Raw genomic sequence first — 25,246 nt, 5'->3', positions numbered from 1 at the left:
AAAAAGGGCCCCTCGGGGCCCTTTGTCGTTTCGCGCAGGCTGCGTTTAGCCCGCCGCGTTTTCCGCATCGCGCCGCTCTTCAAAGCTCAGCGCAATAAAGCTTGGCAGATGGTCGCCCATGCCCACCACGCGGTTGTCATCGCGCCGGTCATGACGGCCACGGCCGCGCCCACGGTTTGAACGGCCACGTGGCTCCTCTTGCGCGGGCATTTCCAGCGCCTCTACCACGTTTGGCTTTTCTTCTGCCTTCTTGGAAGTCTCTTCCTTCGGCTTGCGCGCTTTGCGCGGCTCCGGCTTCACCGGATTTTCCACGCGCGGGATCTCTTTCTGGATCAGCGCTTCCACCGCTTCAAAGGCTTTTTCGTCCCGCGGATTGCAGATCGTAAACGCCTTGCCTTCACGACCGGCACGACCTGTCCGGCCAATACGGTGCACATAGTCTTCGGCGTGGCCCGGCACATCAAAGTTGAACACATGGCTCACACTTGGCACATCCAGACCGCGCGCCGCTACATCAGAGGCCACCAGAATGCGCAGCTCGCCATTCCGGAAAGATTCCAGTGTCTTGGTGCGCTGCGACTGGTCCAGATCGCCGTGGATCGGCGCGGCATCATAACCGTATTTCTTCAGCGATTTTGCGCAGATATCCACATCCGTCTTGCGGTTGCAGAAAATGATCGCGTTGCTGCAGGCGTCACCTTCGCCGTCAATCAGCGCGCGCAGAACCTTGCGTTTCTCGCTGCCTTCACGATCACGGCGGGAGGCTTTGAACATGACGACGCCCTGCTCAATGGTCTCGCTTGCGGTCGCCTGACGGGCCACTTCCACCCGCTCCGGGTTGGAGAGGAATGTGTTGGTGATCCGCTCAATCTCCGGCGCCATGGTGGCTGAGAAAAACAGGGTCTGGCGGGTGAAAGGTGTGAGGCCAAAGATCCGTTCGATGTCAGGGATAAAGCCCATGTCCAGCATCCGGTCAGCTTCATCCACCACCATGACTTTCACGTCAGACAGGATCAGCTTGCCGCGCTCGAAATGATCGAGCAGACGGCCCGGTGTGGCGATCAGAACATCGACGCCTTTGTCGATGATCGCTTCCTGCTCCTTAAAGCTCACCCCGCCAATCAGCAGCGCTTTGGTCAGCTTCAGATATTTGGAATAGGTGTCAAAGTTCTCCGCCACCTGTGCGGCCAGTTCCCGTGTCGGGCAGAGCACAAGGCTGCGCGGCATGCGCGCCCGCGCTCGTCCCCGTGCCAGCAGCGACAGCATCGGCAGGGTGAAGCTTGCGGTCTTACCGGTGCCGGTTTGCGCGATGCCAAGAACGTCCCGGCCTTCCAGCGCGGATGGAATCGCCCCCGCTTGAATTGGGGTCGGCGTCTCGTAGCCCGCTTCGCTGATTGCTTTCAGCACCTTAGGGTTCAGGTTCAGGTCAGAAAATTTTGTCATTTGTATCCGTGGTTTACGGACACGACTTGGCCCGTAGCGGCTTTGGGATCAGGCCCGGCTGGCCCCGCAACACATGGCGATATCGATCCTCGGCGCCTTCTATCGCACAGAAGGCTTTAGGTCAATGAAACCAGCGAGTTCCCACCGGTTTGACGTAAAGTGAGAAACATTTGCCTCAAAAATCGGGGAAGTGTTTCCGGCGTTTCGCGTCCAGATCCAGCACATGTTCCTGCAAGACCCCACGCTCCCGCAGGCGCTGCGTCAGCTCAGGTGTGGCCAGACAGGCCTCTTCATAAAACCGCCGCAACCCATCCGGCTCCTTGGCCAGATGGGTAAAGAGCTTATGCAGATTGAGGCCGCCCTCGTCTTCCGAAACAGCTGCCCCCAGCTCGTCACGGTAAGACCCCTTTTTGTGGCGATAGGTGAAACTTTTCTGCCAATGATTCCACCCTTTGGTGTGCAGGTGCAGAAGCCTGGTATCGGTCAGCTCCATCTGCCCCGGGTTGCGCACCCCATTTTGCATCACATTGTGGATTTTCACCTTCATATTGCTCTGCTTGGTGCGCATGAAGATTTTACCAGCCACATGGCTGACAAACCCGCCTTTCAGATAGGGCGCAAAGGTCGGATAAATTTCCGCCACCAGCCGGCTGCGATCATCTTTGTTGGCGATGAAGCTCTTAAACAGGTGCGGTTCTTCGCTTTCCTCCATAGGTGCTAGCGCCTCAGCAGGGCGCACGCGCGCGGTTAGGCAGCTCTCTGGCAGGGCGGCGAGCTGATCCGTGATGGCACGCTCCGGCCACAAAAACTCATCCACATCAATATGCAGCAGCCAATCCAGATCCTTTGCGCGGTGATAGGCGTGGCGCGCGTTGTAGGATTGGCGGTTCTGGTGCATCGGCGGGCGCTTGCCCCGCGCCTTGATCCAGTAGTTCTCACCGGTGCTCACGGGCGTGATTTTCGGATGCCCCTTCAGCAGCGCTTTGGCCTCTGGGTTCGGGGCGTCGAGATAAATCCAAAGATGGCTCGCCCCCAGCTCCAGATGGTGCGCGGCAAAGTTCAGGATGTCTTCGGCAGAGGCTTTGATGGTTGCAACCACACCCCAGGTTGGCTTTTGCGTCGTCATTTTCGTGCCTGTTGCCGCTCTCGTTTCGCCCGCATCTGCGACAGCCGCCGGAACACGCCGCCCGGTTCCGCGATCAGCTCCCCCAGCAAATGCTCAGCAAGCGGCGCAATCACCGGATCGGTCTTGGCCAACTCCCAGATCGGGGCGATCAGGTTGATATCCAACCCGCCATGGACCAGCGAAAACGGCTCCATATCCAGCGGGAGCCGGGTTTTGACCCGCTTGCCAAAGCCATGCTCCTTTTCAGGGGGCAGGCCGCTGAAACTGCGCTCAAACTCATAAAGCTTCATCATGCCAAAGAGCATCTTTAGGGCTTGGCCAACTTCCCGCTGCGCTGGCGTGTCTCCGTGGTCGGCAAAAGTCTGCACCGCGCTCACCTGCCAGCGCAAATTTAGCGCGCCAATCAGATGCGCATGTTCTTCTGCCCAGATCCGCCGAAACAGCGCAGCGGTTTGAGGCGGCTGCGCGCGTTTGCGCAGGTTGGAAATCAACTGCGCATTCAGAAAGGCCAGCGCGCTCTTCCCGACAAATTCTTCCGCAATCTGCCGACGTTTGCGCGCCCAGCTTGTTTTGGGATCATCCGGCTGCTTTTGTGTCGCGCTCTCGGGTACGATTTCAGCCTTCAGCGCGGCCAGATCCGCATCCAACGGCGGCAGGTCTTCGGGACCAAAATCAAAGGGGTCGCGCCGCCCCTCATAACGCGCGAGCATATAGGCAAAGCCGCCCGGATAGGTGAGGGTGTCGTCGGTCATGGCGCGATGTTTGCACGGGGGCATCCCCCGTGCAATCTCAGACTGTATCAGACCATCATTTCCTTGGTGGCCGTCAGCGTCACATCCGGATAGTCGCGCGCCACGCGGTCGATATCCCATTGCAAACGCGTCAGAAACACCACGTCGCCATCATGGTCATAGCTGATGTGCTGCTTGTTCATGTCGGCAAATTTCTCAACCGCCTGACGCTCGCCATTGACCCAACGGGCCGAGGTGAACTGGCTCTGTTCAAAGCGCACCGGCAGGCCGTATTCCATCTCGATCCGGCTGGCGAGCACTTCAAACTGAAGCTGCCCAACCACTCCGACGATGAAGCCTGAACCAATCATCGGTTTGAACACTTTGGCCGCGCCTTCTTCCGCAAATTGCATCAGCGCCTTTTCAAGGTGTTTTGCCTTCATCGGATCGCCTGCGCGAATGCCCTGCAGCAGTTCCGGCGCAAAGCTTGGAATGCCGGAAACGCGCAGCGCCTCGCCTTCGGTCAGCGTGTCGCCAATGCGCAGTTGCCCGTGGTTGGGAATGCCGATGATATCGCCTGCCCAGGCCTCGTCTGCGAGCTCGCGGTCAGACGCGAGGAAGAGCACCGGATTGGAAATCGCCATCGGCTTTTTGGTGCGCACATGGGTCAGTTTCATGCCGCGCTTAAAGTGTCCGGAGGCCATGCGCACAAAGGCCACACGGTCGCGGTGTTTGGGGTCCATATTGGCCTGAACCTTGAACACAAAGCCCGCAACCTTCTTTTCCTCAGGCGCAATCTCACGCGGCTGCGCGGTCTGCACCTGTGGCTCCGGCCCGTAAGAACCAATGCCATCCATCAGCTCTTTGACCCCAAAAGAGTTGATTGCAGAGCCAAACCAGATCGGGGTCATATGACCTTCCAGCACCGCTTGCGGATCAAGCTGCGGCAGCAGTTCCTTGGCCATTTCAACCTCTTCTTGCAGCTTCTCCAGCAGATGTGCAGGTACGTGGTCGGCCAGTTTCGGATCGTCCAGCCCGTCAATCTGAATGGTCTCGGCGATCACATTCCGGTCCGCGCGGTCCATCAGCTCCAGACGGTCGTTGAGCATGTCATAACAGCCCAGGAACTCGCGCCCCATGCCAATCGGCCAGCTCGCCGGGGTCACGTCAATCGCGAGGTTTTCTTGAATCTCGTCAATGATATCAAAGGTATCGCGGCTCTCGCGGTCCATCTTGTTACAGAAGGTCAGGATCGGCAGATCGCGCAGACGACACACTTCAAAGAGCTTCTGCGTCTGGCTTTCCACACCTTTGGCGCCGTCAATCACCATCACCGCCGCATCCACCGCGGTCAGCGTGCGATAGGTGTCTTCAGAGAAGTCGCTGTGGCCCGGTGTGTCCACCAGATTGAAGCGGAAGTTGCCAAAATCAAAGGACATTGCAGAGGCCGACACGGAGATCCCGCGATCCTTTTCCATCTGCATAAAGTCCGAACGTGTCCGCCGCGCCTCACCTTTGGCACGCACCTGACCCGCCATCTGGATCGCACCACCGTAGAGCAGGAATTTTTCCGTCAGCGTGGTTTTCCCGGCGTCCGGGTGCGAAATGATCGCGAACGTACGGCGGCGCGCAATCTCGGGCGGCAATTCGGGGCGGTTTGTGCTCGTGTCCAACATGGTCGCGCGTATAGGCGCGCGCGCTCATTTTCGCAAGGAAAAGCAGAGGGCAGGGCTGCGTGCAGCCCCGGCCGCGTTACTTGGACGACGCCCGTTTCAACAGCTCCACCGCGTCCGGACGGTTCAGCAGGCTTTCATGCACTTCCAGATGCCCCACCGGCCCGCCACGTGTGCTGTTATTGGCCGCTTTGCGTTGCAGCCGCTCGGTGACCTCTTTGGGCACAGCCGGCCGCGTGCGCGTGTCCATCTGCATGGTTTCGGCCGAAATCCCTTCGGCAAAGATGATCTGATGGGTGTCAAACATCAGCTGGTAGTAATCCACAAAGCCACCTTCGGCGGCATAGACGGTCTCACCGTTCACCAGATGGCGCGCTTTGATCAGCAGTTCGCTGCGGCCCACGCCGATGTGGTCATGGCGCTGATAGACAAACAGGCGATGGTCCGGGCTCACACGCAGATCACCTGCATTGTTGAGCGTGCCTTTGGTAATCACAATCGGGGCAAATTCGCCGCTGGCGCGCTGCACCGAATGGCCGATCCAGCGCAATTCCTGCGGACCGTCATCGCGGGTCAGAACGCGGTCGCCCACTTTCAGGTCCTCGACCTTGCGCTGCTCTCCGGTGGCCATGGTGATATGGGTGCCGCTGGTAAAGCTGACACAGGCCAGCTGCGCGAGCCGCGTCGAGGCCGCATCGCGGTCGATCCCGACCAGCGCGTAATCGGTTTTGGGCGTCAAAGGCGCAAGCGCTGCGCCGTAAATCTGGACCACGCCGCCTGCGTCATCCACTTCAACCAGCACCAGCACTTCGATGGTGTCTCCGCTGGGTGGCATGAATGTGGCCACACAATCCAGAAACACCCGCGCGTCTTTGGCGCCAAGCCCGCGGTCGCTGGCGACAAAATGCTGCCCGTCCGCATCGGTGCGCAACGACAGGCTTTTCACCTGCGCATCCATCGACAGCGCATAGATGTCATCCAGAACAAGCTCTTGGGCAAAAGACAATGAATCCCCGAGGTTCGCGCCATCTGTGACGTGAAACGCTTCTGCGAGATACACAGGCAGCCGCTGGGACGGCATCGCGGTGTCCTGAACCTGTGAATACATGGTCTACCTTCTCGTTACTTCTCTTATGGGCAGCGCCGGTCCCTAAAATTATCGTTCAATTGTGGCAGCAGAAAGCCGAGCCTTCGGCATATTGCTGGCATCCTTAGAGAATTAGGTATTTCTTAGCCACATTACAAAGGGGAGAATCGCATGGAATTGGGAATCAAAGGTAAACGCGCGCTCGTCTGTGCGTCCTCAAAGGGTCTCGGGCTGGGATGCGCCCGCGCTTTGGCCGCCGAAGGTGTGGATCTGATCATGAACGCACGGGGTGCCGAGGCGCTGGAAGCCTCTGCCGCAGCGATTCGCGAAGAGTTTGGCGTCAAGGTTGAGGCCATCGCCTGTGACGTGACCACGCCGGACGGGCAGGCTAAGCTCATTGAGGCTGCGCAGGGCGTCGACATTCTGGTCAACAACGCGGGCGGCCCGCCTCCCGGCATGTGGACCGATTGGGACCGCGACGATTTTATTTCGGCGCTGGATGCCAATATGCTCGCGCCCATCGCGCTGATCAAAGCGTTGGTGCCGGGCATGATGGAGCGCGGCTGGGGCCGTGTGGTCAACATCACTTCGGTGTCTGTGAAATCCCCGATTCCGGTTCTGGGTCTGTCCAACGCTGCGCGCGCCGGCCTCACCGGCTATGTGGCGGGCACCGCTCGTCAGGTCGCAGGCACAGGCGTGACCATCAACAACCTGCTGCCCGGCATCCACGCCACCGACCGCGCCGTGGCGCTGGACACTGCCGTGACCCAGCAACAGGGCATCTCCATGGCAGAGGCACAGGCTCAACGCGCCGCCACCATCCCCGCAGGCCGCTATGGCACCGCAGATGAGTTTGGCGCCACCTGTGCCTTTCTCTGCTCTCATCATGCGGGCTTTATCGTGGGTCAAAACGTGCTGCTGGACGGCGGCGCCTTTGCCTCTGCGATGTAAACGGGGGCGATAGATTTGGCGCGGGGTACTGGTGTGTCGCAAGGGTTTTCACTGAAAGATCATCTGTTTAACGCTGAAAGCATGGCAGATCTGGCGGCAGAATATGCCGCCGGCATTCCCGGCTTTGATGCGGAAGGCTTTCAGGCGGAAACCGTTGCCGGATTTCCAGACCGTGAGCTCATGGAGCGCATGGAATGGATTGCCGATTGCATCGAAAAACGCCTCGCGCCGGACTTTCCCATCATGGCGGATCAGCTGGAGGCCGCCATGCCTCCCGCGCTTGATCCATCGCTGACCGATGATGATTTCGGGCGCTTCATCCATGCGGTGCCGGGCATCCTCGCGGTGCGCCACGGGCTGGAAGAGCACCGCGACCGCAGCTTTGATCTGCTGCACGCCGCAACACAGCGCTTCTCCATGGAGTTCTACATCCGCCCCTTCCTGAACCGCTGGCCCGAAGAAACCTTCGCTCGTCTGGCAGACTGGGCGCAGGATGAAAACTACCACGTGCGCCGTCTGGTCAGCGAAGGCACCCGCCCCAAACTGCCATGGGCCAAAAAGATCGACATTGACCCGCTTGCTCCCCTGCCGCTGCTGGCGCAGCTACACAGCGATCCAACCCGCTATGTGACGCGCTCCGTGGCCAACCACCTCAACGACATTTCCAAGATCGACACAGGGGTGGTGGTGCAGCACCTCGCCGCTTGGCAGGCCGACGGCACACAGACCGCCAAAGAGCTGGATTGGATGACACGTCACGCCCTGCGCACCGCTGTGAAAGCGGGCCATCCCGATGCGCTTTCGCATCTGGGATTTGCCGCAGACGCGCCCGTCACGGTGCAAAACCTCAGCGTAGGGGCTGACAGCATCGTGATCGGCGAGGCGCTCAATGTCGCCGTCACGCTCAGCACCGATGCGCACAGCCCGGTGCCGGTGATTGTCGACTATGTACTGACCTTCCACCGCCCGGAAGGCAAAACCGGCCAGAAGGTCTTTAAGCTCAAGCAGGGCAAAGTGCCCGCAGGTGGCCGTTTGGATCTGTCCAAGAAACACCCGCTCAAAGCCAACGCCTCGACCTTCAAGCTGCATCCGGGCCCTCATAAGCTTGCGGTGCAGGTCAACGGCCGACAGCTTGCCGAAGTGGCATTTGATTTGGTGGACGCAGGGTAATTCCTTTACAGGCTTTCACGTTTTTGTGGGGCGGCTGGTGCGAACTGTTGCTGCCTGCTAGGCGGAAAGTCTGACGAACTGGGGAAATTCCATGCAGGCCACCGCCATTATCACGATCTTCGCAGCCATCATTGTGCTCAGCCTTTTTGTCGCGCCGCGCCGCGCCTCGGTCGAAGGCTTCTTTGGTGGGCAATCTGTTTCCGGCAACGCGCCACAGCTCTGGACGCTGGTGTTCTCGCAAGTCACCACCTGGATCTTTGCCCGCTCGCTGATGAACGCCGCGATCCTCGGGTTTTACTACGGCATCGCGGGCACGCTTGCCTATGCGGCCTACTACGGCTCTTTTCTCACCGGTGGCTACATCGTCAACCGCATGCGCGCACAAGGTGCGCGCTCGGTGCAGGACTGGCTTACCGATCGCTTCGGCGCGGCAGGCACCACCGCCTATAACGTCGTCATCGCCCTGCGTTTGCTCTCAGAAGTCTTTGCCAACCTGCTTGTTGTGGGCCTGATCTTCTCCGCCGCCTTCCCCGAGGTTGCGAGCGCCAGCACCACCGCCATTCTGGTGGTCGGCATCCTGGCTCTGGCCTATTCCGCTTGGGGTGGCCTCTCTGCCGCACTGCGCACTGACGTGGTGCAGATGAGCCTTTTCCTCGTGGTCTTTGGTGCGGCCTTTGTGGCGCTGATCCTGCGTCCCGGCTTTGACCTCGGCGCGGTTCTGACCGCGCCCGGTGTCTCCGGCCCGCACAATGGCTGGGTGCTGTTGGTGGTCGCCGCGCTGCAGGTTTTCTCCTATCCGGTGCATGATCCGGTGATGATGGACCGTGGCTTCCTTGCCGACCGTGACACCACCCGCAAAAGCTTCCTGCACGCCTTTTGGATCTCCACCCTCTGCATCATCGCCTTTGGCTTCTTTGGCATTCAGGCCGCGCTTGAGGGGGCCGCTTACGAGGGCCAGCTGCTCGGCACTTGGTCCACAATGCTGCCAACCTGGGTGTTCACGCTGCTTCTGGTGTCTCTGCTGGTGTCAGCGCTCTCCACACTGGATTCCGCCCTCAGCTCCGCGTCCCGCCTTGTGGTTGAAGAGCTGCGGATAGCGCCGCGCACCCTCATGGGCGGCCGCATTGCCATGCTGTTCTTTGCCGTTGCAGGCGGCGCGCTGACCCTTTGGGGCAATCAGACCCTGTTTGATGCGGTGGCGGTCTCCGGCACGGCCTCGATGTTCCTCACACCGGTGCTGGTTGTCGGCTTGCTGAGCAACCGCACCGTGCCGCTCTGGTCCTATCTCGTGAGCTTCGCCGCCGCCATGATCGGCGCCATGGCCTATATGTTCCGCAGCGCAGAGGTTTTTGCAGGCCTGCTTTATGACGGCCACAAATACGAACAGCTCCTGCAAATCTGTCTGATCGTCTTGGTGATCGGTTTTGCCGCTGTGATCCTTGGCAGCCGCAGGGTTGATGCGCGGGTAGGGGGCTGATACATCTGCGCGAAACCCGATGGAAACTCTCGGGGATCGCAAGAGGCCACAGGTGCAGTCGCAGATCGAAACTCCCAAACCCCGTCTTGAAATCCGCAACCTACGCCGCCGTTTTGGCAGCCGTCAGGTGGTGGACGACGTCTCCCTGTCCCTGCATTCGGGGCAGGTGACCTGCCTGCTCGGTCCCTCGGGCTGCGGCAAATCCACCACCCTGCGCATGATCGCCGGAGTGGACATGCAGGACAGCGGCGAGATTTATGTGGACGGCAATCTGATCTGTGACACGGTTTTCCGCGTCCCGCCGGAGCGCCGCCAGATCGGCCTGATGTTTCAGGACTTTGCCCTCTTTCCGCATCTCTCGGTGGCTGACAACGTCGCCTTTGGCCTGAAAGGCAGCCGCGACGCCAAACGCGCGCGCGTCGGGGAGCTTCTGGCCAAGGTCAATCTGGGCTGGGCCATCGACAAATTCCCGCACATGCTGTCGGGCGGCGAACAACAGCGCATCGCCTTGGCCCGCGCACTCGCCCCGCGCCCGCGCATCATGCTGATGGATGAGCCGTTCTCAGGCCTTGATAACCGCCTGCGCGACGGCATCCGCGACGAAACCCTCGCTGTCTTGAAAGAAGAAGACACCGCTGTCCTGCTCGTCACCCATGAGCCGGAAGAAGCCATGCGCATGGCCGACGAAATTGCCCTCATGCGCAACGGCAAAATTGTGCAGCAAGGCGCCCCCTACAACATCTACAACGCCCCCGTGGACAAGCAAGCCGTCGCCTTTTTCAGCGACATCAATGTGATCCGCTCCACCAGCAACGGCGCGCTGACAGACACGCCTTTCGGCCAATTCCTGACCCCCGGTCTGGAGGATGGCGCTCCGGTTGAAATCGTGATCCGCCCGCAGCACCTGAAACTGGATTTTGACCGCGCTGGCCGCGGCCCGCTGCCCACGCCCTCAGACGGCGTTGCGGCGCGCGGAGTTGTCACTCGTGCGCGTTTCATGGGGAACGAAAGCCTTGTTGAGTTCAAAATGGATCACGATGCTTCGAATCTGAAGGTCACCGTGCCCAATGTCTTCCTGCCCAAAGAAGGCACGGCGCTCTGGCTCACCATCCGCCGTGACCGCTGCTTCGTGTTCCCGGCGGAAGCCTGAACGGCGCGGCCCACGTCTTTCTGCCAAAAATACTCCGGGCCAAATACGCTGGAGATGAATTGGCGTAGCCAAGAAGGGGCTGGCCCCTTGCCTAGCTCTGCGCCTCAAAGTCCCGCAGACTCTTCCCCGGCTCCTCCACAAATAGGCCGGGCAGGGGCGTGATCTCCGTGATCTGATCCACGCGCAGCTCCGCAAAGCCATTGCCGGTTTCATCCCAAACCGCCAACACCCAGACCCGCCCCCAATAGCTCAGCTTCAAGGGCCGCACATCCCGCGCGCTTTCAGAGGTGCGCACATGCAGCTTCTGTTTGCCCCGGATCGCGGTGCGTAGCGGCTCCAGATGGCGCAACGCCCGCGCACTCACATCAAAGGGATAGCTCGCAAAACCAAAGCCCTGCGTCACCCCGCCCACCTCTTCTGGCAACATGGCGTCGATCTTGGCGCTCAGGCTTTCCGCCGCATCCCGCAGCTCCCCCTCCATGCCGGTGCCCACCACCGCAAGCCCGATATGCAGCGCCTCAAGCTCCGCCTCTGTCAGGTTCAGAGGCGGCAGGGTCAGCGCTGCCTGCGCCCGGTATCCTGTGCCACGCGCGCCCTCAATCGCCACGCCACTCCCCATCAGCGTTTTCATATCGCGATAGACCGTGCGCAAAGAGACCCCAAGTGCTCTCGCCAAATCCTCCGCCCGATGCATCTGCCCATCGCGCAGCATCTCCATCAGTGACATCAGCCGGTCAGCACGATTTTCCGAGGTTCCCATGGGATGATTCTCTCAATTTCTGCCTTCAAACAGACAACTGACAGAGTAGTGACAAATGGAGCGGGGAAAACCCGCGATTTGACCGGATTTACACCCGCGCTCGCCTTTTCGGGGGGCGGCTCAGGGGGTAGGTAAAAGGCAGATCACTACATTCGGGGCCAACGCCCCACCAAGAAGGAGAGACATCATGGGTATTGGAAACATCGGTCTGCCCGGCATTCTGCTGATCGCGGTTGTGGTTCTGGTGCTGTTTGGTCGCGGCAAGATCAGCGGCCTGATGGGCGAAGTTGGCAAAGGCATCACCTCGTTCAAGAAAGGCATCAACGAAGGCCAGCAGGAGCTGGAAGAAGACGCCGCAGATGCCGCCAAAGACGTGACCCCATCTGACGACAAAGACAAAGTCTGATCTGAGGCCAATCCAATATGTTTGATTTGGGTTTGCCAGAGCTCCTGGTCATTGGCGTTGTCGCGTTGATCGTGGTCGGGCCCAAGGATCTGCCGGTTCTGTTCCGCTCTGTGGGCCGCTTTGTCGGCAAGGCCAAGGGCATGGCGCGCGAGTTTTCCTCCGCCATGAACCAGGCCGCTGATCAGGCGGGCGTCAAAGACGTCACCGACACCATCAAAGGCGCCACTGACGGGCTCAACAAAGTGTCCAATCCGCTCAAAGCGGCCAGCGATGCCTTTGCGGACAGCGCCAATGAGGTGAAACGCTCCATGAGCTACGAGCCGGGGGCCGAAACCACACGCCTGTCCAAAGAGCGTGCGGAGGCTGCGGAGAAGATCCGTCAGAAATCGGCGGAGATGGCGCAGGCGCGTCTCGACAAGGAAGCTGCCGAGAAAGCTGCCGCAGAGGCCACTGGGTCCTCTGACGCAGGCGCGTCAGACAGCGGGACCGCGCCCAAAAAGGATGATGCATGAGCAACACTGACGAGATTGACGACAGCTCCGCCCCGCTGATCGAGCATCTGGCGGAGCTGCGCACGCGGCTGATCCGCTCCGTGCTCGCCTTCATCGTGGCGATCAGCTTCTTCTTTGTGCCGATTGGCGGGCAGTTCATTGCCGAACACGTGCTGCATTTCCTTGTGGCACCCATTGTCGATGTGCTGCGGGATCTGGGCGATCCGTCCCCCACATTGCAGTTCACTTCCCCGCAGGAATATCTGTTCACCCTGTTCCGCATCTCCATGGTTGGCGGCTTTGCTCTGGCCTTCCCGGTGATCGGCTACCAGCTCTGGCGCTTTGTGGCCCCTGGCCTCTACAAAAGCGAACGCGGCGCGTTTCTGCCTTTCATGATCGCCTCGCCTTTCATGTTCCTTCTGGGCGCAACCTTTGCCCAATTGGTCGTGACCCCGCTGGCGATGCAGTTTTTTCTGGGTTTTGCCGATGTGGCGTCCGTCTTTGCCAATCTGATGGCGCCTGCGGTTGAGGATGTGCCCGGCACCGTGGCCGCCGCTGCCCCACAGGCAGAAGAAGGCGTGCAGATCACCTTCTTTGGCAAGGTCAATGAAAGCCTTGATATCACGCTGAAATTCATCATGGCCTTTGGCCTGTGTTTCCAGCTTCCGGTGCTGCTCACCCTGATGGGCAAGGCCGGTCTGGTCAGCGCCGATGGGCTCGCCTCCGTGCGCAAATACGCCATGGTTGGCATCCTTGTGCTGGCCGCACTGGTCACGCCGCCGGATGTGGTGACACAGCTGATCCTCTTCACAGTGGTCTACGGTCTCTATGAGATCTCGATCTTCCTTGTGCGCCGTGTGGACAAACAGCGCATCGCCAAGCTCAAAGAAGAGGGCGTCTATTTTGAGGATGACGAAGAGGCCGAAGATCTCGCCGACATCGACACCAAATAGAGCTCACGATGACCTTTTAGAAACGCGCCCCAATCGGGCGCGTTTTTCCTTTGTGTCATCCCCTTGTTGTTGCGCAAAGAAAATGGTCTGTAACAACAGCAACACCGGAGGCCCGCCATGGATGACACCACTTTGACCCGCATCGCCGAAGCGCTTGAGCGCCTGTACCCCGCGCCGCTGGCCGCGCCGGATTTCGCTGCTGCGGATGGGTTTGTCTGGCATGTGGATCCCGACCGGCTGGAACCGGTTCCGGAGATCAACCGCGTGTCTCTCGATCTGCTTGTGGGTGTTGACCGCTCCCGCGACACGCTTCTGGAAAACACCCGCCAGTTTGCGCGCGGATTGCCGGCCAACAACGCGCTGCTCTGGGGCGCGCGCGGCATGGGCAAATCCTCCATTGTCAAAGCCGTGCATGCGCAGGTGCTCTCAGAAGGCCACGCGCTCAAAATCGTCGAGCTGCAACGCGAAGACCTGCCCTCTGTTGCGCGGCTTCTGAACCTGCTGCGCGCCAGCTCCGAGCGCTTTCTTCTGTTCTGTGACGACCTCAGCTTCAGCCATGATGACCAGCACTATAAATCGCTCAAAGCGGTGCTGGATGGTGGCATTGAAGGGCGTCCGGACAATGTGGTCTTCTACGCCACCTCCAACCGCCGCCACCTGATGCCGCGCGACATGATCGAGAACGAACGCTCCAGCGCCATCAACCCGTCTGAAGCGGTGGAGGAGAAAGTCTCCCTCTCAGACCGTTTCGGCCTCTGGCTCGGCTTCCACCCCTGTTCGCAGGATGACTACCTCGCGATGATCGACGGCTACTGCGCCGCCCACGGCGTCTCAGTCGATCCAGAGCGCCTGCGCGCGGAGGCCATCGAATGGCAAGCCACCCGCGGCGCCCGCTCCGGCCGCGTCGCCTGGCAGTTCTTCCTCGATCTCGCGGGCCGCGAAGGCGTCAAAGTGTAAGGCACACGGCGGCCTGTGCCGCCAGCGCTTCTCATTTGCCAAATATCCCGGGTGAAGTCACAACTCGGTTGTGACGAGGGCAGCGCCCTCCCTGCGCGCACCTGTGTTGCGCGCGGCTCGGCTGCGCTGGCCTAAAAACAGCCCCGCAACCAAGCTCAATCTCTCGGCGGCTTATTTCAGGTAAGGCGCCGGGTCCACGCTGTCAAAACCATCACGCACCTCAAAATGCACAAAGGCATTTTCCTCGGGCAACTGCGCCATGGGCTGTCCGCGTTTCACATTGGTGCCTTTGGACACTTTCACGTCGGCAACGTTGTAATAGACCGTCATCAGGTTGTTGGGGTGGCGCACCACCAGAATGGTCACATCATCCGCATCCGTGGTGATCGCCGCCACTTTGCCGTCTGCGGCCGCCAAGACCGGCGCACCCGCATCCCCTGCGATGTCGATCCCGTTGTTCTTGCCCTTGGCATAGGGGCGGATGATCTTGCCGGACACCGGATAGCCCATCGCGGCCTGTGACGCGCTCTGCTGTGCGCCCAGATCCGGGCTTTCAGGTTTTGGCGCTGCGGCAACCTTCGCGGCGGTCGCATCATCTGGCAGCGGTTTGGACGCGCTTGGCGGTGTCGGGGTGGGGGAGCCTTCTCCCGGTTTGGTGGTCGCCACGGTCGACACTGTAGCCGGTGCGGGCGCAGCGGCACTTGGATCGGCTGGCGGGATCAGCAGGATCTGGTTTTCGCGAATGGTGAAGTCGCTGCCCAACCCGTTCCATTCCGCCAGCGAGCGCACGGACACATTGTAAAGGCGCGCGATGGTGAAGGCGGTCTCCCCGCGCTTCACCTTATGGCGCACCGGCTCAAGCCCGGTCTGAGCGTTTTCCGATGGGGTTGTGACCGGGGCCGCTGCGGGGGCAAGCGAACTGGTCTGAACTTCGGTGGTGTTGGCGCTTTCAATCGCCCCACCAGCCAGCGCGGCAATATCCACGCCGCCCGGAGGCACGATCACGCCGGTGCCCCCCGTGGCGGGTGACGGCTCGGCCACACGGTAGGGCAGCACAATCACCTCATCCTGACGCAGTTTCACGTCTGGCGCGATGCCATTGGTGCGGCTGAGCTCCGCGACCGGAATGCCCACACGCGCAGACACATCCTGCAAGGTGTCGTCCCGCTGGGCCACAGCCACCTGATAATTCGGATAGGAGATCACACCGCGGTTGTCGGGGTTGGGGCGCTTGGAGGTGGCGGTCAGCGCCGCATCCGAGGTGTCCAGCGCACTGCCCGCCGCATCGCCCCGCAGATCATAGTCAAACCCGCCTTCACAGGCGGCCAACACGCTCAGGGCAAGTCCTGCGCTGATAAAGCGGGTGCGCTTTGCTTGCGAAAAAACCATCTCGATATCCTCACGTGCGGTCCCTTGCGAAGGGGTCTGATGCCATGACCGCTTTGGTTCTGTTTACTACATTGCTGCCCAGATGGGCGACGCCGCCCCCTTTGCCAAGGGGAAAGCCCTGAAAAATCAATCGTTTTCCCGGGCGACACCTTCCAGCAAAGGCACAAAGCGCACCGCCCGCAGCTCGTCATAGTCAAACCCGTCTTCAGTGCGCCGCACCCGGATCAAACTCTGAACCGCGTCCGACTGCCCGACAGGCACCACCATGATACCGCCGATCTTGAGCTGCGCCAAGAGGGGGCCCGGTGGGTCCTCTGCTGCGGCGGTGACAATGATGCGATCAAAGGGCGCCTGATCGGGCAGGCCAAAGCTGCCGTCCCCGATCAAGGAGGTGATGTTCACGATGCCCATGGCGTCAAACACACCACGCGCCTCATGCACCAGCCGCTTGTGCCGGTCCACGGTGTAAACCCGCCGCGCCAGCTGCGCCAGAATGGCTGCCTGATAGCCCGAGCCTGTGCCCACTTCGAGCACCTTGTCACGTGAGGTGACCTCCAGCGCCTGTGTCATCAGACCCACAACAGAAGGCTGCGAAATGGTCTGCCCGCAGGCAATCGGCAGCGGCGTGTCCTCATAGGCGCGCTCCGCAAATAGCCCGCGCACAAAGGGGCCACGGTCCACGGCCTCCATCGCGCCAAGCACCGCCGGGTCCGTCACCCCGCGCGAGCGCAGCGCAAAGAGGAACTGCATTTTGCGTTCTGCAAGCGCGTCCGGATCCATTATTCGATGTCTTTCAATGCCTTCAGGGCGTCATGCGCGGTCAGATCGGCGCGCATCGGCGTGACAGAGATATAGCCGTCCAGATTGACAGCGGCGTCGGTGTTTTCTGCGGTTTTGACCTGCTGATTGCCGCCCTTGGCCCAGAGGAAGCGACGTCCGGAGGGCGAAGTGTGTGGCTCCACAGAGAAACAGGTGTCCTGTCGCAGCCCCTGCGCGACTACGCGCACGCCTTTCACATCCGCTGCCAGCACGGGCGGAAAGTTGATGTTGTAAAACAGGCCGTAGGCAGAGCCATTTGGCACCTCGGTGGCAAGGATCTTGCGCAGCACATCAGCGCCATGCTGGCCTGCGGCCTCAAACGGATCTTCTGCCGTGTAGTTCTGCGGGCCCAGGAATTGGGAGAGCGCAAAGGAGGGGATGCCCTGCAGCGCCCCTTCAATGGCCGCGCCCAGCGTGCCGGAATAAAGAGCGTTTTCTGCTGAGTTGTTGCCCCGGTTGACGCCGGAGAGGATCAGATCGGGCTGCGCCTCTTTCATCACATCATGCACACCGGCCAACACGCAGTCCGCCGGGCTGCCCTCGGCGGCAAAGCGGCGCTCGCCCATTTTGGCGATCATGGTGGGGTGGGTGTAGCTGATGCAATGGCCGACACCGGATTGCTCAAAGGCCGGTGCCACACACCAGACTTCGCCCTCTGCTCCGGCCAGCTCGTTGGCGATCTTTTCCAAAACGGCCAAGCCGGGCGCGTTTATGCCGTCGTCATTTGTGATGAGAATGCGCATGGTGCCTGCCCCCAAATCTCGCCGCGTCTCAAGGCCGGAACCTTGCTGATTTGCTTCTGTCTAGTGGAGCTGCCACGGCGGAGCAAGCGCCACAGTCTGCCATGTGGCGCAAGGGGCGGTGACTGGGGAATCACCGTCACACTTAAGTTGTGTGCTTTACGATGTCAGCAGGCTCAGAGGTCGAGCTCTGCCATCAGCCGTGCCGCTTCATCGCGTGGATGGGCCAGCGTTGCGCGGTCTTCCCCGGGGAAGAAGCGGGCGCGCGTGCCGGTGGGCATGCCTTTGGGCGCGAGGATCGAAACCTTCGGTCCGATGTTTGCGGTTTCCGCCTGCCAGCTCTTGGCCAGCGCGATCTGCGCACCTTTGGTGGCGCCATAAGAGCCAAAAAACTTCTCGCCCGCACGCGGATCGTCAAAGAACACCGCATGGCCCGCGTGGCCCAGAAGCGGGCTCAGGAAGGGGATCAACCGCCCCACAGCGTCCAGATTGATCGCCACGGATTTCTGCCAGTCTTTGGCGTCGATGTGATCTGCGGGCGTGAGCGGCGCGCCATGGGCTGCGGTGTGCACCCACAGGTCCACTTTGCCCCAACGGTCATGGATCGAGCGGCACAGCTGCGCCATCGCATCGGCATTGGTGATGTCCATCGGCGCCAGCGTGGCCTGACCACCCTTGGCCTGGATGCGGTCATCCAGCTCTTCCAGTGCGCCCGTGGTGCGAGCCACCGCAACCACGTGATAATCCGGCGCAAGCGCTTCGGCGAAAGCGGCCCCAAGGCCACGGGACGCGCCGGTGATCAGCGCGATCTTGTCGCCCGAAGGCGCAGAGGAAACTGGAGTATCGGTCATAGCCACTGGAATGCGGCCAATGGGCAGTGAGGTCAAGGGGCAAGCGCCGGCGTCAATGTCGCAGCGCTGCCCCTCGGTTGACCGCTATTTGGGCATCGACAGCCGTGTCGCGCCATGCCCGCTGTTGAGCACGATGCTGTGGGCGTCAATCGCCAGCACCTTGCCAGATGGCGTGCGATCCCCAGGTTGCACGCGCAAGGTCCGGCCGCTGCGCGTCATCAATAAAGCGCGCGGCCGCGTTTGTGATCCCATAACGCCAATCAGCGTCAGTCGAGATCGGTTCTTCAAGACACCGCTCTGTGTGGCCTGTTCGGCCACCTGCGAAGGCGTTCTGGAGGTCATGGGCTATCCCGGTGTGTGAGTGGTGGCGGCCTTATAGAGATAGCTCCGCTGACTGCCACCGCTGAATACCGGGAAGTTGGTTAACGAAAGCTGAATGCCGCCGAGACTCTGCGAATGGCCCAATAAAATAAGCGGATTTCAGCCAGTCGGGGGAGGGAGGATTGGTCTGGGTTGAGGCGTAAATTGCGCCGTTCGACCCTGAGGTGAGGCGGCGTCATGGCAAGGCCGCCGAGAGGGGATCTGTCAGAGGTCTGGGCGAATGTCGTTGCCGGTTGCCGCATAAAGATCCAGCAGGGCATCAAAGGTGATTCCCGCCTTTTGCGCCTCTGCCAGTGGCCCGTCATTGAGGCTGAGCCTTGGCCGCTCCTGCGCCTCACCCGCGATCAGTGCGCCTTCAAGCGGGGTCTCGCTTTCAAAGCCGGGGATGTCATTCATCAGCCAGGCGGCACAGCCCTCAAACCCGGGCGTTTCGCCCGTGGCATCGTCGAGATAGCGGTAGAAATCCGCATCCGCCAAATGCGCCCAGACCGCAAATTGCACAGCCTCTTCGCTGCCCCTGATCGGCAGCGCCAGCATCGCCCGCACATACCGCAGCCCGTCACAGCGGCAAAGATCGGCGGAGAGCTTGTCTTCGCCAATCTCAAGAATCTCCTGCCCGCTGCCCTGCAAATCGCCATGCGGCCAGGGATCCGGATGGTCATAGCCGATGTCGATCAATCCGCCAAAACTGCGCCCGCTCTTGGGGCTGACCCAATCCGGATCATGCAGGCGGCGCCAACGGCTATCCAGGGCAAGCAGGCTCATAGGTCGCTCAGCCCTGAGAGGTGGCCAAAGTTGCCCCGTTCCAGCTTGCGCCCGGTGCCGGAGCCTCTTTGATCTTCTTGCTCACGCGGCTGCTGTTTTCCAGATCGGCGAGGTATTCCGCAGTCACGCCACCGGTGATGTACTCCCCGTCAAAGCAGGAACAGTCAAAGCGCGCGATCTCCGGGTTGCCTTCCTGTGCGGCCCAGATCAGGTCTTCCAGCTTCTGATAGAACAGCGCATCCGCACCCAGCTCTTCGCGGATTTCCTCGATGCTCATGTCATGGGCGATCAGCTCATGTTTGGTGGGCATGTCGATGCCATAGACATTCGGGTGCGACACGGGCGGGGAGGCAGAGGCGATATAGACTTTCTTCGCGCCCGCTTCGCGGCACATCTGCACAATCTTCTTGATGGTGTTGCCGCGCACGATGGAGTCGTCAATCAACAGAATATTGCGCCCATCCATTTCACGCGGAATGGCGTTGAGCTTGCGGCGCACCGATTTCTGACGCTCTTCCTGACCGGGCATGATGAAGGTCCGGCCCACATAGCGGTTTTTCACCAGCGCTTCGCGGTAGCGGATGCCGGTGGCATTGCTGACCTCCAGCGCCACAGGGCGCGCGCTGTCCGGCACTGGGATGATCGCGTCGATCTCAAGCCCGCTTTCGGCAATCTGTTTGGCCAATGTCTGCCCCATGCGCAGCTGCGCCTGATAGACGGAGACCCCGTCGAGCACGCTGTCCGGACGCGCCAGATAGACATATTCGAAGATGCAGGGCGTCAACTCGCCCTCAACCGCCTGAAACTCATGCAGGTTGCCGTCCATATCCACCAGCAGCGCTTCGCCGGGCTTCACGTCGCGCATTTTTTCAAAACCGTTGATGCCAAAGGCCACGTCTTCGCTGGCAAAGGCATAGTCATCCCCTTCGCCATCTGCGGCGCGTTTGGCCACCGACAGGGGGCGGATGCCATGAGGGTCGCGGAACGCCAGCATGCCGACACCGGCAATCAGGCAGATCACGGAATAAGCACCCTGCACCCGCTCCATAGTCATCTTCACACCGGCAAAGATATTGCGGATCGCATCGCCGCTGCCGTTCACCTTGATCGCATCCGCCACTTTGTCCGCCAGCACGTTCAGCAGGATTTCACTGTCGCTGGTGGTGCGCAGATGACGGCTGTATTTGCCGGTCACCTTCTCGCGCTGCGCGTCCGTGTTGGTGATATTACCGTTGTGCACCAGATAAATGCCGTAAGGCGCGTTTACAAAGAACGGCTGCGCTTCGGCCGCGCTCAGGCTGCCCGCAGTGGGGTAACGCACATGGCCCATACCCACACGGCCCGTCAGGGTTTCGGCGTCGCTCGCCTGAAACACGTCTTTGACCAGACCATTGGCCTTGCGCTCGCGGAAAAACCCGCCGGTGTAGGTCACAACACCCGAGGCGTCCTGTCCGCGGTGCTGCAACATCAGCAGCCCGTCATAAATCTCCGCAAAAACATCGTCATTGCGATTGGCGATCCCCAGAATTCCGCACACGTGCAGCGCTCCTATCTTCGGACTAGGCTTGGCTAGATTGGGTGGTTAGGCACCTTCGCGACGCATGTGTTTGGCGCTTTTGGAAGGTCGGTGTCTCTGCACGTTGCGCGCGGGGCGCTTGGGTTCGGGTGCAAGTCCACCCGCCGCAAGAGGCGGCTGTGAATGGGGTATGGTTTCGCCCAATGATCACAGAGGTGGCTCCGAATCCCTGTTTCGTGCTGCGCCTGTCTTAAGCGCTCCGGTAATCTATGTCACGAAAGGATCACATTGGACGGGCTAGAAAGCGCGCCCTGTCGCCGCGTCGTTTTGGTTTTTGATCAAATGGTTAAATTAGTGGCGCAGAAAGGAGGGAAGGGCGGTGGTGAGACCTACTTCGCGTCCACACGCAGCTGCCCAATCCGTTTGCGCACCAAGTCGATATGCATCCGCGCGTGGTAAGCGGTCTGCCGATAGGCCGGGGGCAGGCGCAGCTGCGAAATTTTGTAATCCACCGAATCCAGCGCCTTGGCGAGCCGCTTGAGGTCTTTGGCGCTTGAACTGTCGCTAACCTTGGCCTCGATCTCGCGGATGTGGCTGTAGTGTTTCCAGACCTGCCAGCCGCGAAAATAGGAATAGATCATCGGCGCGATCCGCAGCAGCGGCAACAGCAGGAACAGAATGGGCAGGATCAGTAGAAACAGCCGATTGACCTGCGCCGCCATCCAATAGGGCAGCAGATTGTGCCAGGTCGAGGGCCCCGTTTCGATCAATTGGCGCGCCACGTTGTTTTCGGGCATGCCAATGCCTTCGGCCACGGGAAACGCCCCGCGCTCTGACAGGATGTCCCGCCCGGCATGCAGCTCTTTGGCGGCCATGGTCAGCCGGTTCACCAGCGCCGGATGCAATTTCGGATCAATCGCCATCTGCGCCTTTAGGGCCAACACATGCTGTGTTTCCGTGGGCTGCACCGGATCAAGCGCAATCGCCCCCACCGGAATATCAACGATATCGGCATACTCCATATGCCGCGCAATCGCCTGCGTATAAGACAGCGGCAAAAGCGTGATCTCATCAGAGTTAAACGCCTGCGACAGGTAAGGCGCCTCAATGCTGCTGACCAGAAAGGCCATGTCGAGCCCGCCTGCCTGCAGGGCGAAAATTGACTGCGCCGCGCCCAGCTCAAGCTCTTTGTTGTCCGCCTCGGGCAAGCCAACGGCCTCTCTGAAATCTGCAAAAGCGGCGGCCGTGCCGGAGCCAAGTGCGCCGCGCGAAATTTGCAGATCCCGCCACAACGCGGGATTTGAGGGCAATTCATGATCGCTGCGCACAAGGAACAGCATCGGCTCATAAAAAAGGCCGCCAATCGCCTCGGCCTTGCCCGGAGGCACCGTGATCCCGGCCTGCAAAAACGCGGCATCCACCGCGCCAAGCGTCAACAGCTCCGCATTGTCGACCGACCCGTTGGTGTAAAGTATCTGCACGTCAATGTCGTCACGCGCCAGAATATCGCGGTAGCGTTCCGCCATCAGCGCATAGGCACCGCCCCGCGCACCCGCCGCCAGCGAGAGCGTTTTGGGCGGCAGCAAGACCGACACCACAAGGGCAATACAAAGCGCGACCGTCAGCGTCGTGAGGGCAATCCAAATGCGCATGAAAGGGCTCAAAATAGCTTGTTTCCCCGCACGGTAGCCGCCGTTTGTCCGCCAAACAAGAGGGCGGCGAACAGGCAGGCTCAACTGTGGAAATCAGGCCGCGCCCCAAGGACGGCCTGCGCACGCCAGCAAACACCAATGAGCTTTAGAAACCGAGATCGGTTGCCCCTGCGCATGAAAAAAGCCCGCCACCATCAGGTGCGGGCTTTCAGCAGGACTATGCAGAACGATGTGCTGTCTTACGCCTCGCAGACGCCAACCAGCTGTTCATATTGGGTGGTGATCCAACCCAGCGCTTCCTGTGGGTCGCGGTCGTCAATCTGGCGGGTGATGCGGCTGAACACTTCTGCCGAACGGCTGTCATCCACCATCGCGATAGACTGGCTGGTGATCACGGTCTCATAGACAAAGAAGGCAATCGCAACCAGCAGGATGCCGCGCAGCACACCGAAGATAAAGCCAAGACCCTGATCGAGCCCGCCCAGTGCCGAGCGCTGCACGATGGAGGAGAACAGCGGCGTGAACAGCGAGACCACCACCAGCGACAGCGCAAAAACGGCGGCAAAGGCGGCGATGATCGACAATTCACAGCTGTCGGCCAGATATTCGCCCAGAATGGGCACTTCTTTGACCAGCGGCTGGAGAGATCCGGCAAACATGAAGGCCAGCACAGCGGCGGCAACCCACCCGGCGATGGCCATGGTTTCCCGCACAACGCCGCGGCTGTAGGCCAGCAGCGCCGAAATTACGATGATGCCCGCAACGACGGCATCGATGATGGTGAAACCTTCCATGTAGTCCTGTCCCTTATGACCGGCCCTGTGACCGGCCCCGGTTTGCCTTGCGGCGTCTGTTTTTACGTGCGTCCGTCCCCGTCAGCCCGCTCCGAATACTTCGCCCACAAAACTTGCCAAATCTCCAATACGGTTCAGCTTTATGCCGTCAACTGTGTTGGTTTTGCCGCCCTTTGGCGCGATTGCCGATGAGAAACCAAGTTTTTGGGCTTCTTTCAACCTATTTTCCGTCTGACTCACCGCGCGCAGCGCGCCAGACAGGCTGATTTCGCCAAAAACCACAGTATCGGCGGGTAAGGCGCTGTCTTCACGGGCGGAAACCAGCGCGCAGGCCACCGCAAGGTCTGCGGCCGGTTCGCCGATTTTCATGCCGCCTGCCACATTGAGGTACACATCAAGCCCCGCAAAGGGGATGCCGCAGCGCGCTTCCAGCACCGCGAGAATCATCGCAAGCCGCCCGCTGTCCCAGCCAACAACCGTGCGGCGGGACTGGCTGTGCGGTGACGGCGCCACCAAGGCCTGCAATTCTGTCAGCACGGGGCGGGTGCCTTCGATCCCGGCAAACACCACGCTTCCCGGTGTCGGCTGGCCGCGATCAGACAGAAACAGCGCGCTTGGATTGCCCACTTCCACCAGCCCGCGGCCGGTCATTTCAAATACCCCGATTTCATCCGCGGGACCAAAGCGGTTTTTCACGGCGCGCAGAATGCGGAACTGATGGCCGCGCTCGCCCTCAAAATAGAGCACCGTATCGACCATATGTTCCACCACGCGGGGGCCAGCGATCTGCCCCTCTTTGGTGACATGCCCCACCAGGATGATCGCCATGCCTTTGCGCTTGGCAAAGGCCGTCAGCTCATGCGCCGCCGCGCGCACCTGACTGACGGAGCCCGGCGCGCTGCCCACATTGTCGCTCCACATGGTCTGGATGGAATCGATGATGGCAAGCTGCGGCCGTTCGGCCTCCAGCGTGGTCAGGATGTCGCGCAGATTTGTTTCTGCGGCCAAAAGCACGGGGCTTTCCGTCAGCTGCAGCCGTTGCGCCCGCATCCGCACCTGCGCGCTGGCTTCCTCGCCGCTCACGTAGATGGTTTTGACACCTTGGCGGGCAAACCGCGCGGCGGCCTGCAACAGCAAGGTGGATTTGCCGATCCCCGGATCGCCGCCCACCAGCAAGGCGCTTGCCGGCACCAGCCCGCCACCCAGGACGCGGTCAAGTTCCTTCACGCCGCTGATGGTGCGCGGCGGCGGGGTTTCCTTGGTGGCCAGATCAGACAGCTCGATCCGCCGTCCCTTTGCATTGCCAAGCGCGCTGCCTGCCGGGCCCGCCCCGAAGGGTGCCTCTTCAACGATTGTGTTCCATTCGCCGCAGGTTTCACAGCGTCCCGACCATTTGGAGGAGACGGCGCCGCAGGCCGAACATGTGAATTGGGTTTTGCTCTTTGCCATTTTGCCGTTTTGGATCACGACCGCTTGCGGGTCAAATGGCTAATTGTCAGCGACGCCAGAATACAGCCGGTGAACAGATAAAGCCCCCAGCCGGTATAAACCGTCACATGGCCCGCGCCTTTGGCGATCACGATATACAGCGCGATCAGAAAAACATCGCCCATCGCCAGCTTCCCCAGAAACTCCAGCGTGGGCAAAGCTTTGCGGCGCAAGAGACCAAACTGGATGAGCGCAATGCCGATGACCTTCAGATAGGGGGCAAAAATCGCCAGAAACGTCACCAGAAGCGCCAGCGCCACATCGGTGCCCCACAAAGATTGCAGCCCGGAGACAATCGAAATCTCGCTGAGACCAAAAATCGGCAGCAGGCCCGCGCGCATCAGCGGCGCAAACCACGCAATCGGAAACAGGATCAGCAGCGAGAGATTGGCCAGACGCAAAAGAGACTTCATAGGAACAGAGCTAGTCTGCACAACCGCACCGCGCAAGGTGGCCTCACGGGGGAATAGCGTCAC

Annotated in this window: 25 protein-coding genes; 8 read left to right on the top strand and 17 right to left on the bottom strand. The window is 60.6% G+C overall.

What is annotated here, in order from left to right:
• Positions 1-45 precede the first annotated feature (45 nt).
• The 5 genes from J7400_RS17215 to J7400_RS17195 all read right to left on the bottom strand — a co-directional run bounded on the left by J7400_RS17215 (position 46) and on the right by J7400_RS17195 (position 6,081).
• Entirely contained in the window at positions 46-1,443 is a 1,398-nt protein-coding gene (locus J7400_RS17215; protein ID WP_209065323.1) for a DEAD/DEAH box helicase, read from the bottom strand.
• 175 nt (positions 1,444-1,618) lie between these two features.
• Positions 1,619-2,569 (bottom strand): glycosyltransferase family 2 protein, encoded by a 951-nt coding sequence (locus J7400_RS17210; RefSeq protein WP_209065322.1) that lies wholly within the window; start codon positions 2,567-2,569, stop codon positions 1,619-1,621.
• Positions 2,566-3,321, bottom strand: a complete 756-nt coding sequence (locus tag J7400_RS17205) for a hypothetical protein (RefSeq protein ID WP_209065321.1) — start codon at positions 3,319-3,321, stop codon at positions 2,566-2,568. The genes J7400_RS17210 and J7400_RS17205 overlap by 4 nt, the downstream gene beginning before the upstream one ends.
• Before the next feature lie 47 nt (positions 3,322-3,368).
• Entirely contained in the window at positions 3,369-4,976 is a 1,608-nt protein-coding gene (locus J7400_RS17200) for a peptide chain release factor 3 (protein ID WP_209065320.1), read from the bottom strand.
• 76 nt (positions 4,977-5,052) lie between these two features.
• Positions 5,053-6,081 carry a Hint domain-containing protein gene (locus tag J7400_RS17195; RefSeq protein WP_247738886.1) on the bottom strand — a complete coding sequence of 343 codons (1,029 nt, stop codon included), beginning with the start codon at positions 6,079-6,081 and terminating at the stop codon, positions 5,053-5,055.
• 150 nt (positions 6,082-6,231) lie between these two features.
• Here J7400_RS17195 and J7400_RS17190 point away from each other — a divergent pair, with 150 nt between their 5' ends.
• From J7400_RS17190 to J7400_RS17175, 4 genes are all read left to right on the top strand, one after another.
• Entirely contained in the window at positions 6,232-7,011 is a 780-nt protein-coding gene (locus J7400_RS17190; RefSeq protein WP_209065319.1) for an SDR family oxidoreductase, read from the top strand.
• Positions 7,012-7,026: 15 nt separating this feature from the next.
• Entirely contained in the window at positions 7,027-8,181 is a 1,155-nt protein-coding gene (locus tag J7400_RS17185) for a hypothetical protein (protein ID WP_247738885.1), read from the top strand.
• Between the two features lie 91 nt (positions 8,182-8,272).
• Positions 8,273-9,658 carry a sodium:proline symporter gene (locus tag J7400_RS17180; RefSeq protein ID WP_209065318.1) on the top strand — a complete coding sequence of 462 codons (1,386 nt, stop codon included), beginning with the start codon at positions 8,273-8,275 and terminating at the stop codon, positions 9,656-9,658.
• Positions 9,659-9,710: 52 nt separating this feature from the next.
• Positions 9,711-10,808, top strand: a complete 1,098-nt coding sequence (locus tag J7400_RS17175) for an ABC transporter ATP-binding protein (RefSeq protein WP_348540191.1) — start codon at positions 9,711-9,713, stop codon at positions 10,806-10,808.
• A 91-nt stretch (positions 10,809-10,899) separates the two neighbouring features.
• Here J7400_RS17175 and J7400_RS17170 read toward each other — a convergent pair whose 3' ends face one another.
• Positions 10,900-11,568: an HTH domain-containing protein gene (locus J7400_RS17170; RefSeq protein ID WP_209065316.1), complete on the bottom strand. Its 669-nt coding sequence runs from the start codon at positions 11,566-11,568 to the stop codon at positions 10,900-10,902.
• A gap of 187 nt (positions 11,569-11,755) precedes the next feature.
• Between J7400_RS17170 and J7400_RS17165 the strand changes: the two genes are divergently transcribed.
• The 4 genes from J7400_RS17165 (at position 11,756) to J7400_RS17150 (ending at position 14,375) form a co-directional block, all read left to right on the top strand.
• Positions 11,756-11,974, top strand: a complete 219-nt coding sequence (locus tag J7400_RS17165; protein WP_209065315.1) for a twin-arginine translocase TatA/TatE family subunit — start codon at positions 11,756-11,758, stop codon at positions 11,972-11,974.
• A gap of 17 nt (positions 11,975-11,991) precedes the next feature.
• Positions 11,992-12,486, top strand: a complete 495-nt coding sequence (gene tatB / locus J7400_RS17160) for a Sec-independent protein translocase protein TatB (protein WP_209065314.1) — start codon at positions 11,992-11,994, stop codon at positions 12,484-12,486.
• Positions 12,483-13,418, top strand: a complete 936-nt coding sequence (locus J7400_RS17155) for a twin-arginine translocase subunit TatC (RefSeq protein WP_209065313.1) — start codon at positions 12,483-12,485, stop codon at positions 13,416-13,418. Before tatB ends, J7400_RS17155 begins: the two co-directional genes overlap by 4 nt.
• Before the next feature lie 117 nt (positions 13,419-13,535).
• Positions 13,536-14,375, top strand: a complete 840-nt coding sequence (locus tag J7400_RS17150) for an ATP-binding protein (RefSeq protein ID WP_209065312.1) — start codon at positions 13,536-13,538, stop codon at positions 14,373-14,375.
• A 171-nt stretch (positions 14,376-14,546) separates the two neighbouring features.
• Here the strand turns inward: J7400_RS17150 and J7400_RS17145 are convergent, their stop codons facing one another.
• The 11 genes from J7400_RS17145 to J7400_RS17095 form a co-directional block, all read right to left on the bottom strand.
• Entirely contained in the window at positions 14,547-15,764 is a 1,218-nt protein-coding gene (locus tag J7400_RS17145) for a LysM peptidoglycan-binding domain-containing protein (RefSeq protein WP_209065311.1), read from the bottom strand.
• A 126-nt stretch (positions 15,765-15,890) separates the two neighbouring features.
• Positions 15,891-16,544, bottom strand: coding sequence for a protein-L-isoaspartate(D-aspartate) O-methyltransferase (locus J7400_RS17140; protein WP_209065310.1), 654 nt, complete (start codon positions 16,542-16,544; stop codon positions 15,891-15,893).
• A complete protein-coding gene (gene surE, locus J7400_RS17135; RefSeq protein WP_209065309.1) occupies positions 16,544-17,326 on the bottom strand; it encodes a 5'/3'-nucleotidase SurE in 783 nt (260 codons plus the stop codon). The genes J7400_RS17140 and surE overlap by 1 nt, the downstream gene beginning before the upstream one ends.
• Before the next feature lie 173 nt (positions 17,327-17,499).
• Positions 17,500-18,174, bottom strand: coding sequence for an SDR family NAD(P)-dependent oxidoreductase (locus J7400_RS17130; protein ID WP_209065424.1), 675 nt, complete (start codon positions 18,172-18,174; stop codon positions 17,500-17,502).
• Between the two features lie 84 nt (positions 18,175-18,258).
• Positions 18,259-18,516 (bottom strand): hypothetical protein, encoded by a 258-nt coding sequence (locus J7400_RS17125; RefSeq protein ID WP_209065308.1) that lies wholly within the window; start codon positions 18,514-18,516, stop codon positions 18,259-18,261.
• A 243-nt stretch (positions 18,517-18,759) separates the two neighbouring features.
• On the bottom strand, positions 18,760-19,320 hold the full coding sequence (locus tag J7400_RS17120; RefSeq protein ID WP_209065307.1) for a DUF2199 domain-containing protein: 561 nt from the start codon (positions 19,318-19,320) through the stop codon (positions 18,760-18,762).
• 7 nt (positions 19,321-19,327) lie between these two features.
• Complete coding sequence (purF, locus tag J7400_RS17115; protein WP_209065306.1) at positions 19,328-20,857, bottom strand: amidophosphoribosyltransferase; 1,530 nt, start codon at positions 20,855-20,857, stop codon at positions 19,328-19,330.
• A 368-nt stretch (positions 20,858-21,225) separates the two neighbouring features.
• A complete protein-coding gene (locus J7400_RS17110) occupies positions 21,226-22,488 on the bottom strand; it encodes a TAXI family TRAP transporter solute-binding subunit (protein ID WP_209065305.1) in 1,263 nt (420 codons plus the stop codon).
• Positions 22,489-22,727: 239 nt separating this feature from the next.
• A complete protein-coding gene (locus tag J7400_RS17105) occupies positions 22,728-23,282 on the bottom strand; it encodes a CvpA family protein (protein WP_209065304.1) in 555 nt (184 codons plus the stop codon).
• A gap of 81 nt (positions 23,283-23,363) precedes the next feature.
• Positions 23,364-24,731 carry a DNA repair protein RadA gene (radA, locus tag J7400_RS17100; protein ID WP_209065303.1) on the bottom strand — a complete coding sequence of 456 codons (1,368 nt, stop codon included), beginning with the start codon at positions 24,729-24,731 and terminating at the stop codon, positions 23,364-23,366.
• 14 nt (positions 24,732-24,745) lie between these two features.
• Positions 24,746-25,183 carry a paraquat-inducible protein A gene (locus tag J7400_RS17095; protein WP_209065423.1) on the bottom strand — a complete coding sequence of 146 codons (438 nt, stop codon included), beginning with the start codon at positions 25,181-25,183 and terminating at the stop codon, positions 24,746-24,748.
• Positions 25,184-25,246: the final 63 nt, after the last annotated feature.

Origin of the sequence: Shimia sp. R9_2 (assembly GCF_017743735.1) — a bacterium.
Classification (GTDB): Bacteria; Pseudomonadota; Alphaproteobacteria; order Rhodobacterales; family Rhodobacteraceae; genus Shimia.
This window is presented reverse-complemented; position numbering and strand designations above follow the sequence as displayed.